At 51.7% G+C, this 9,498-nt stretch carries 10 protein-coding genes and 1 riboswitch; of the genes, 7 read left to right on the forward strand and 3 right to left on the reverse strand.

Annotation, left to right across the window (positions count from 1 at the left end):
- A partial coding sequence (locus tag B3W37_RS02945; RefSeq protein WP_483174736.1) for an ABC transporter permease occupies positions 1 to 653 on the reverse strand: 653 nt, incomplete at its 3' end.
- A 3-nt stretch (positions 654 to 656) separates the two neighbouring features.
- Positions 657 to 1,862, reverse strand: coding sequence for an efflux RND transporter periplasmic adaptor subunit (locus B3W37_RS02950; protein ID WP_483174738.1), 1,206 nt, complete (start codon positions 1,860 to 1,862; stop codon positions 657 to 659).
- 600 nt (positions 1,863 to 2,462) lie between these two features.
- Between B3W37_RS02950 and B3W37_RS02955 the strand changes: the two genes are divergently transcribed.
- The 6 genes from B3W37_RS02955 (at position 2,463) to B3W37_RS02980 (ending at position 8,231) form a co-directional block, all read left to right on the forward strand.
- Positions 2,463 to 4,397, forward strand: coding sequence for an endonuclease MutS2 (locus tag B3W37_RS02955; RefSeq protein ID WP_483171876.1), 1,935 nt, complete (start codon positions 2,463 to 2,465; stop codon positions 4,395 to 4,397).
- 164 nt (positions 4,398 to 4,561) lie between these two features.
- Positions 4,562 to 4,747 carry a hypothetical protein gene (locus B3W37_RS02960; RefSeq protein ID WP_483171875.1) on the forward strand — a complete coding sequence of 62 codons (186 nt, stop codon included), beginning with the start codon at positions 4,562 to 4,564 and terminating at the stop codon, positions 4,745 to 4,747.
- Positions 4,744 to 4,818 carry a hypothetical protein gene (locus tag B3W37_RS02965; RefSeq protein WP_483174745.1) on the forward strand — a complete coding sequence of 25 codons (75 nt, stop codon included), beginning with the start codon at positions 4,744 to 4,746 and terminating at the stop codon, positions 4,816 to 4,818. Before B3W37_RS02960 ends, B3W37_RS02965 begins: the two co-directional genes overlap by 4 nt.
- Before the next feature lie 285 nt (positions 4,819 to 5,103).
- Positions 5,104 to 5,249, forward strand: a riboswitch (cyclic di-AMP (ydaO/yuaA leader).
- 134 nt (positions 5,250 to 5,383) lie between these two features.
- A complete protein-coding gene (locus B3W37_RS02970) occupies positions 5,384 to 6,445 on the forward strand; it encodes an ABC transporter substrate-binding protein (RefSeq protein ID WP_483174739.1) in 1,062 nt (353 codons plus the stop codon).
- Positions 6,446 to 6,447: 2 nt separating this feature from the next.
- A complete protein-coding gene (locus tag B3W37_RS02975) occupies positions 6,448 to 7,374 on the forward strand; it encodes an ATP-binding cassette domain-containing protein (protein ID WP_483174740.1) in 927 nt (308 codons plus the stop codon).
- A 5-nt stretch (positions 7,375 to 7,379) separates the two neighbouring features.
- Positions 7,380 to 8,231 (forward strand): ABC transporter permease, encoded by an 852-nt coding sequence (locus tag B3W37_RS02980; protein WP_483174741.1) that lies wholly within the window; start codon positions 7,380 to 7,382, stop codon positions 8,229 to 8,231.
- Positions 8,232 to 8,793: 562 nt separating this feature from the next.
- Here B3W37_RS02980 and B3W37_RS02985 read toward each other — a convergent pair.
- Positions 8,794 to 9,120 carry a YtrH family sporulation protein gene (locus B3W37_RS02985; protein ID WP_483174742.1) on the reverse strand — a complete coding sequence of 109 codons (327 nt, stop codon included), beginning with the start codon at positions 9,118 to 9,120 and terminating at the stop codon, positions 8,794 to 8,796.
- A 124-nt stretch (positions 9,121 to 9,244) separates the two neighbouring features.
- Here B3W37_RS02985 and B3W37_RS02990 point away from each other — a divergent pair.
- The coding region (locus B3W37_RS02990) for a hypothetical protein (RefSeq protein WP_483174743.1) at positions 9,245 to 9,498 on the forward strand (254 nt) is incomplete at its 3' end.

Genomic DNA, 9,498 nt, shown 5'->3' on the forward strand with positions numbered 1-9,498 from the left:
TGATCCATGACCAGCCAGCGTTGATTGGCGGCACTCATTCCCAGGTCAAAAACGCCGTCAACTAATATGCTTAGAGCTTCCCGGCCGGACAGTTCGAGCTGTATGGGGTCACCGGCGGTTATGCCCAGATCTTCAGCCAGATCTTTGCCAATCAGCACAGCCCCGTCAGGCGCATTCCGGCTCCCTGCAATAATGGAATTGCTGAGATCATAGATGCGGTCGCCCCGCTGCAGATCAAAGCCGCGCAGAACAATGGCGCAATCGGCCTGACCGCGCCGGATCAATCCCGAGCCTTCCACCACCGGCAGCACGGTTTCAATACGGCTGTCGGCAGCCAGGGCAGCGCTCACATTGCGCCATTCCACCATGGGAGCTACGTTCTGTTGGGTTTTATCCTGCAGCAAAACCCGGTGCTCTGCCCGGGTCCGGCTGGCGTTGGCCGCCCCATAATCAGCGCTGCCGACCACCAGGTGAGCCGATCTGCCCACGGTTTTCTGGATAAGATTGGCCTGCAGGCCGTCTATCAGGGCGCTTAAAAACACCATCACCGCCACCCCGATGGCTATGCCCAAAACGATCAACATGGTTTGAGCTTTGTTCTCCTCCAAGAAGCGCCGGGCCAAACTGATTTCAAACCAAAAACTGCTTTTCATAGCCTATACCGTTCCCTGCTGTGGGGACAATTTCATGTTTTCCTTCAAATCAGCCGGTTGCAAAACCAGATCACCCTCTTTAAGTCCCTCGGTAATCACAATCCCGGCTTCGGTTCTCAAACCGGTCTGAAGCGGAGTAAAATGAGCCCGGTTGTCTATGGCCAGCCATACCCCGTTTTGCCCGTTCTCCACCGTCAAATAGCTGTCCGGCAGGAGGATGGCTCCTTCTTGCAGCGGACCGAACAGCTGCACCGACAGCAATTGTCCCGGATACAGCGGGGGCAGCTGACCGGAAAACCCCAATTCAGCTGTGAAAGAGCCTTGTTCAGCATTACCGCTGGGCTCTACATAGACCACCTCGGCCTCCCATTTAGCAGCGGCCGCATTGCTCAGCCATACCTGAGCTTGATTACCCAATGCAGCCATCTCGGCATAACGCTGATCTGGCTGGATTTTTATCCTCAATCCATCTCCGGCGGCTAATAAAGCAATTTTATTTCCGGCTGAAACCAATTCCCCGGGGCGAACATATAAATCCAACAGCGATCCGTCCGCCGGGGCCAGGATTCTGAACTGCTCCAGCAACAGTTCTTTCTCGGCCAGGTCTAATTGGCGCTGCTGCAACTCGGCCTGAAGAATGGCGATACTGGAGCCGCTCTGCTGCAGGGCCTCCATGGCGGCCCGGGCGGAACGGGCCAGTTCCCGGCTCACAGTGTGATTGCGCCGGGCTTGTTCCAACTCCGCACGGCTGACCGCTCCGGCTTCAGCCAGAACTTGAATACGCTGCAACTCCTGTTGGGCCTGTTCCAGGGCCAGGTCGGCCTGAACGCTGCTAGCCCGGGCTTCTTCGTAAGTGACGGTGGCGGATTTTTGCAGCTGCAAACTGGCCAGCTGCATGGCGGCGGCAGCCCGGTCTCTATTCACACGCGCCTGTGAATCGTCGATTTGCACCAGCAATTGTCCCTTTTGCACTTTAGCGCCGACGGCGACGGGACAATCGATCACCTTGCCTGAACTCAGGCTGGACAGCAGGGTGCTCCCCTCGGCGATGACCTCTCCGCTCAGCAGTAATGAGGGAACGTAGTCCTGTTTTACCACTACATAAGCCGGAACCCTGGCCGGGCTCAAGGCATGGTAGGCTGCCCAAGCCAATAGCAGAATAACCGCTCCATAAATGACGGCTTTTTTAGGTTGTCCGGTGAATTTCATAGCGTGCTCTTCCAGTTATTGGTCAATAACATTAACTATATTTCTTGCTGTGATTATACTAACACAACCCTGCCAAATGGAGAGGTTCCTTTTTTGCACATATTGAAATGTGAAGGGGCTCTGGCCGGTTGCGACCATACTGCCGGGAAACCGGTTGGAAAACATTAAGACGCCGCTCTGCTTTCCAACTGGGGTCAATGCTTCTGTTGAGGGCGGGGAAACTTAATTCCGGCGACAAAAGGTCGATACTGTCAGTCGGGATCCAGTTCTATTGACAACAGCATAAAATGGTTTTATGCTGATAACGTATATTATTAAAAGGTGGCGTGTTGATGTCCGTTCTGTCTGTTATGGTGGTTCTCAACTAGATATAGTTGCAAAAGGCGCTGCATGGCGGGTTATTTCCCTTATTTTGTGCTGCCCTTTTGAAAGACATACCTGACAGACTGCTTCAATCTATGTTTAGATAATAATAGATGCGTGGCGAGGTGTGCTTGCCGCGCAGTTTTTGTATATTGAGGTTTTGGCCCGCAGGGAGCATTCTGACTATTACAGGTTTGCTATCTCTGGCGGGCATTTCATTTTTATGAGGAGGTCCCAATGGATAATTTCACCGCCCTTGAATTTGATAAAATACTGGAAAAACTGGCCGAAAACGCATTGTCCGCGGCTGCCAAAAACCGCTGCCGGGAACTGGCGCCATCATTAAAAGAGGCCCAAGTGAAGCTATGGATGGATGAAACCACCCAGGCCAGGCGCATTATTGAACAGATCGGGACACCGCCCCTTTCATCAATGGCGGAACTGCACCAGGTCATGAACCTGATCGCCATAGAAGCCATGCTAGTGCCCGAGCAGATCATGCAGGTTTTGTCCTTCCTGGCATCCTGCCGGAGGATGAAAAGATATCTCAAGAAAGCCGAGGCAACCGATGCGGATATCGCCTGGTACGGGGGATCGATAGACGAATTGGCAGAGCTGGAAAACGAAATTGAGCGCTGCATAAGAAACGGCATGGTGGATGACAGGGCATCGGCCCGGCTGGGTGATATCCGCAGGCAGATAGTTGTGACCAACGATCAGATCAAAGCCAAGCTGGAATCCCTCTTGCGAAAAAACAAAGCCTGGTTCTCAGAAAGCTTTGTCTCAATGAGAAGCGGCCGCTATACCCTGCCGGTGAAGCGCGAACACAAGAAGGATGTCGCGGGCACAGTCATCGAGATGTCCAATACCGGGGGAACCTGCTTCATCGAGCCTGCATCGGTAGGCAGACTGCAGTCGGAGCTATACGCCCTGCAAATTGAAGAGGACAGCGAAATCAGGCGCATCCTGTACTCGCTGACGGCCTTGATCAGCGGTAATCTTGCAACGATCAAGCACAATATCGAGACCATGGAAACACTCGATTTCCTCTTCGCCAAAGGCAAGCTCAGCATCTTGATGAAAGCATCACCGGTCGGCATGAACACCGCCAGAAGGATTCGCATGGAGAATGCCAGGCATCCCTTGATTTCCCGGGATTCCGCAGTGCCCTTGAACTTTGAGGCCGGCGGGGATAATAAGGGAGTGGTCATTACCGGGCCCAACACCGGCGGCAAAACCGTAGCTCTTAAGACAGTGGGGCTGCTCTCTCTGATGGCGCAGAGCGGGCTGCACGTCCCCGCCGATGAAGTCAGCGACTTTTGCCTGAACAATCTGGTCTTGTGCGACATTGGCGACGGGCAGAGCATAGCCGAAAACCTGTCCACCTTTTCCTCGCATATGAGGAACATCATCGCTATTTTAAAGCAGGCCGATCAAGAATCCCTGGTCTTGCTGGACGAACTTGGCTCCGGGACTGATCCCACCGAAGGCATGGGGCTGGCCATTGCGATCTTGGATGAGCTCGGCGCCAAAGGATGCCTGTTTGTGGTTACCACCCACTACCCGGAGATAAAAGAATATGCGAGCATGAAGCCCGGGTTGGTAAACGCCCGCATGACCTTTGACAAGGAAAGCCTGATGCCGCTCTATCAGCTTGAAATCGGGGAAGCCGGTGAAAGCTGCGCGCTGCATATTGCGGAAAGACTGGGGATGCCCCGGCAAATGCTGCAACGCGCCCACCAGGCCGCCTACGGCAGCAAAACCGATGAGCATCGGTCAGCGGCGCAGCAGAACAACTCAACCCCCAACCGGGCCGCCGCCACACCGCCCAGGATCGTCAAACAAGAGGAGCCGGAGCCTGAAATACAGTCTCACCGCGATAAATTCAACATTGGAGACAGCGTGTTTGTCTATCCGCGCAAGGAAATCGGTATCGTTTACGCTCGTTCCAATGAAAAGGGGGAAATCGGCGTACAGGTGAAAGGCCAAAAAAGGCTGGTCAATCACAAGCGCATTAAGCTCTTTGTGCCCGCCAGTGAGCTTTATCCGGAAGACTATGATTTCTCCATCATATTTGACAGCGTGGCCAACCGCAAAGCCAGACACCTCATGGGAAAACGGCATGTGGAGGGAAATGTGGCAATTACTAAAGAAGGAGACAATGAAAAATGAATATCATCCGCCCGGAAAGCGAAGACGATTATGACGGCGCTAGAAGCTTCTTGCCTGTCAAGATTATTCCCTATATTGGCCTGCCGGTCATTTGAAGCGTGGAAGGAAGTAAAAGAACGTCCACATGCTTCGCTTCCTTAGGCTACAATTAATAGTATGACAAATTGGGGAGGGCATTTAGAATAGCCGAGATATTTGATGCAATCGCCGCCGAGTACGACAAGTGGTATACAGATGAAGTCGGCAGTACTGTTCACGATTTGGAAAGAGAGATGGTTTTAAAGTCCATGGATCGCATCTCGGGGAAACTGTTCTCGACCTGGGCTGCGGCACCGGGATTTATGCTATAGATTTGGCCCTTATGGGTATGCAGGTCACCGGTATGGACATCTCCGCGGAAATGCTGGCCAAAATATTTTGATGGCCTACAGATCCCTGATTATCGGCTTTTTAGCCCGGGCGGCGAAGCTTGCGTCTCAGTTTTGCTTCATTTCTGCCACATTTATCATTTAAACTTGATACAGTCGATTTTCTCACCATATCAATGGCACTGCAGTAGCACAGCTTTTACTGTAGGGGACTTGGTTTCATATTTGTATGTAAAGTCCTATATTCTGAAAGGAGTGATGATCTGACGAAGTAATCGCGTCCGCTTGGTGGTGCCAAGAAAGCATCATCCGCTGATTTATAAGTCATCGAAATTAAAGACTAAAATAGGCCGAAGCCTCGGAGTCGAGACACGGGGGAACCATTTTATGGGGCGAGTTTTCATTAACCCTATATCGGTTGTGGAATAGGGCTAACCCAGGCCCGAGCCCGTCAGCTAACCTCGTAGGCAGATTGGGAATTCAGATGTTAAGCATGCTGCCCCCTGCAGCTGCCCTTTATCATCCTACTTTTCCTTTTCGATTATGCTTCATATGTATATTTCTCCTTTCTTGAGCTCTCTTCCGCTTGCCGTGGCTTCAGGCCGGTAGGAGGTATCCATGAACACAATTAAATCTTTTTCAGGCCAGATTACAGTCAGACTTTTGCTGTTATCACTATTGTTTGCATTTGGATTATTCGCAGTGGGTTGTGGCGGAAGCGGCAGCAACACCGGCGCTGGAGGTCAAAAGGAAAAACTGGTATTGGCCGACGTATCATGGGATAGCGTTAAAGTGCACAACCGCATCGTGGGCTTTATCCTGCAGCATGGTTATGGCTATCCCGAACCGCAGTATACCTTTGGCGAGACCCTGCCTTTGTTGCAGGGTATGAGCAAAGGTGACATTGATATAACCATGGAGATTTGGAAAGACAATTACGAAGAGCCCTGGAATGAAGCGGTTTCCAGCGGAGCAGTGTTGGATCTGGGGCAAAATTTCCCTGACGCTCCCCAGGGTTGGTATGTGCCCACCTATATGATAAAAGGCGACCCTGAGCGTGGCATTAAGGCAGTAGCGCCCGATTTAAAATCGGTCTCTGATCTGCCCCGTTACTGGCATCTCTTCAAAGACGCTGAAGTGCCGACTAAAGGGCGATTCCACACCAGTCCTCCCGGATGGGCAGTAACTCAAACCAATGCAACCAAATTCAAGACCTACGGATTAGATAAGACATTTAACCTTTTCAGCACCGGTTCCGATACCGCCCTGGCCACTTCCATGCTGACCGCCTATGAAAAGGGTCAGCCCTGGGTGGGCTATTACTGGGAACCTACCTGGGTAATGGGCCTGTTGGATATGACCATGCTGGAAGAGCCTGAATATAATGCGGAAGTATACAATGATCCCAATAATATCGGCTGTGCCTTCCCGGCAGCGCAAGTATTAAAGGGGGTTCACTCCAGCCTCAAAGACAGGGCTCCCGAAGTGGTGGAACTGGTTTCCAAATACCAGACCACACTGGCTGAAAACAACGATTTCCTTGGCTATATGCAGGAAAACGACACCGAAGCCGATGAGGCCGCCATCTATTTCTTGAAAAAGTACCCGGAGCGGTGGAAGAGCTGGGTTACCGAGGAAGCTGCCCAGAAGGTGGAACAAGCCCTAAAAGAGGTGAAGTAGCCATGATAAAAAACTACGATCATAATACCCTTCTGGAAGTAAATAATTTATGGAAAGTGTTCGGCAAACAGGCCGCGGATCTTGACCTGGAAGATGCACAGGCCGTTGAGCAGCTGCAAAATAACGGTGCTGTGGCAGCAGTACGCAATATATCATTTAAAGTGAAGCAGGGTGAGGTTTTTGTCATCATGGGACTGTCGGGCAGCGGTAAATCCACCCTGATCCGCTGCATTCCCCGCCTGGTAGAACCCACCCGGGGGGAAATCAAGGTCAATGGCCGCAATGTCTTACAGTTGGACAAGAAAGAGCTCATCGATTTTCGCCGCCATGAAACGGCTATGGTGTTTCAGCATTATGGTTTGCTGCCTCATCGCAATGTCCTTGACAATGTGGCTTTTGGTTTGAAATTGTGCGGGGTAGCACCCCGTGAAAGAGAAGATCTGGCCAGGCAGGCCATCGCACAGGTGGGGCTTACCGGTTGGGAAGATTATTATCCGGCGCAGCTTTCGGGCGGTATGCGGCAGAGGGTCGGCATCGCCAGGGCGCTGGTTCAAGACAGCGGTCTGCTCTTGATGGATGAGCCTTTCAGCGGCCTGGACCCCTTAATCCGACGGGAGATGCAGGATACTCTTATCAATCTGCAAAAGCAGCTCAACCGCACCATCGTGTTCGTGACCCATGACCTGAGCGAAGCCGTTCGCCTGGGGGACACCATGGCGGTGATGAGGAACGGGGAATTTTTGCAGCAAGGCACTCCGGCGGAAGTGATGAGCAATCCCGCTGACGAATACGTGGAGCGTTTTGTTCAAGATGCCAATTCGCTTCTGCCGGGCAGCAGCAATCAGGTGTTTCCCAGGCATAAACGCGCCGTCAAGCAGCCCCGGTCCGGTGTGGCAGCGGTTCCCGTGCCTGTACCCACTGGGAGGTGAAAACAATGTTTCCTGAATCATGGCGATATAATTTAGCACCCTACATTGACAGTTCGGTAAAATGGATGGTGAAATCCTGGGGACCTTTCTTTGACGCTGTATCCGCCCTGGTGTTGAGCATGCTGCTTGAAATCGAACACATTCTGAAATGGGTCCCCTGGTGGGGGTGGATTATAATAGTCACAGCGATCTCCTGGCGCCTCACCAGAAGCTTCTACAAAACTCTCTTGCCCGGAGTACTCATTTTTAGCATCGGCATGTTCGGGCTGTGGGAAGTGGCTATGGAGACACTGGGCATTGTTGTGGTGGCGGTATCGATTTCATTGCTGGTCGGCATCCCCGTGGGCATTGCCATGTCAAGCTCTGAACGCTTCAACGGCTTAATAACCCCGGTGCTGGATGCCATGCAGACTATGCCCAGCCTGGTCTATCTTATTCCAGCTCTGATGTTGTTCGGGTTGGGCAAAGTACCTGCGGTCTTCGCCACGGTGATCTATGCTTTGCCTCCGGTTGTGAGGCTTACCAACCTGGGCATTCGCCAAGTGTCCAATGACATACAGGAAGCCGCCCTGGTGTTTGGCGCCTCGCCATGGCAAATGCTCAAAGAGGTGCGCCTGCCCCTGGCCATGCCCAGTATAATGGCGGGGATCAATCAGACCACTATGCTGGCCCTATCCATGGTGGTCATCGCAAGTATGATAGGAGCCGGCGGTCTGGGCGAAGAAGTGCTCAAGGCCACTAATCGCGTTGCGGCAGGAAAAGGCTTTGAAGCCGGATGGGCCATTGTGGTCCTGGCTATTGTGATCGACCGTATATCACAGGCCACCGCCAAGAGCTGGGAACCGCCGCAGAGATAAATGGAGCATTTGGCAGGAAGTACAGGGATTTTTCCGGGGGGAAGCAAGAGACCGGTTCTTTTGCTTCCCCCTCTGCTTCCCAGGACATCGACATTTGTATCACCATGGCTTGGAGCTGGCTGCACTACCACATAAATACTGACTGTGTCGGATATGACTACCATCTCTACCCTCAGTAAGACCACATTCTTATCAGTCTCTATTTCCCGGTTTATTATGCCGGGAATGAGCAGATAGTTGACTTCAGCCACATTCTGCCCCAGTATGGGGTTCAGCCACTCACGAATGCATTTCTCTACAGTCAGCCTAATGACACTTTCTTCGATATCATTAAAATCACTTTCATCAGCAAACTCTACATGGGTATCAATTCTGCTCACTATCCTCTTTTGGGGCTTTTCTTGCAGCTGCTGTATCTGTTTCTCCAGGGTTTGAAGATTATCCCGCAAGGATATATTTTCTATATGTAAGTCATCTATTTGCGAACCGATCATTATGGTGCTCAAAGATGCACCAGCCAGCATCCCCAGGATAAACACAGCCGCCCAGAAAATGAATAATTTCATTTGCCTTTACCAGCCAGAACGACAATCAAGTAATACCCGGCCTGAGTGCCTACAATGGCGAAAAAAATATACAGCAGCTGTTTGATTAAGGGTCGTACCTCTCCTTTAAAGATCCCGGATTCTATTATCTCGAAGGTGTAAAAAGTCCCTCCTATGGCTGCTACAATAGCCCAAATCTTGATTTCCCGGGCTAGTTTAAGCATGGTGCTCATAGGTGGTTCCTTGATTAGAACAGCGGCAAAAGAGCCCAGTAACGAGGCGCCCAGGATTATGCCCATAGCAGTGAAGAATATCAATATTGACTTGTGGGAGAAAGCAGTCATGTTCTTAGCTCCGTTTTATCTTGAGTCCTGCCTTAATATATTCAGCAGCAGGGATTCTAATAACCCCAGGCATGGGTTCTTCTGCCCGCTTGAAGGGTCATGACGAAGCATGGGACGTCAAACTGTGATTGAGCATGCGGACCTGGAGACTGGTTTTGCGGGAATGAGCGCGGGGCTATATTCTTCGTTTCCGGGGAAACTGGCTAATGAAAGAACCCCCACAGGGCGAAAAAATGCCAGTGGGGGCGGTACTTTTTATCAGCTCGGGACCTGTGACAGATGGGGACGAGCAAAGGAAAACATGAGAAGCGGGAGCGGGAAGCAAAAAGAACGTCCCATCCTACACGCGTCCTACACGAACTTAAAGATTACCGGGAA

The sequence above is a fragment of the Syntrophomonas sp. UBA5494 genome (genome assembly GCF_002426325.1).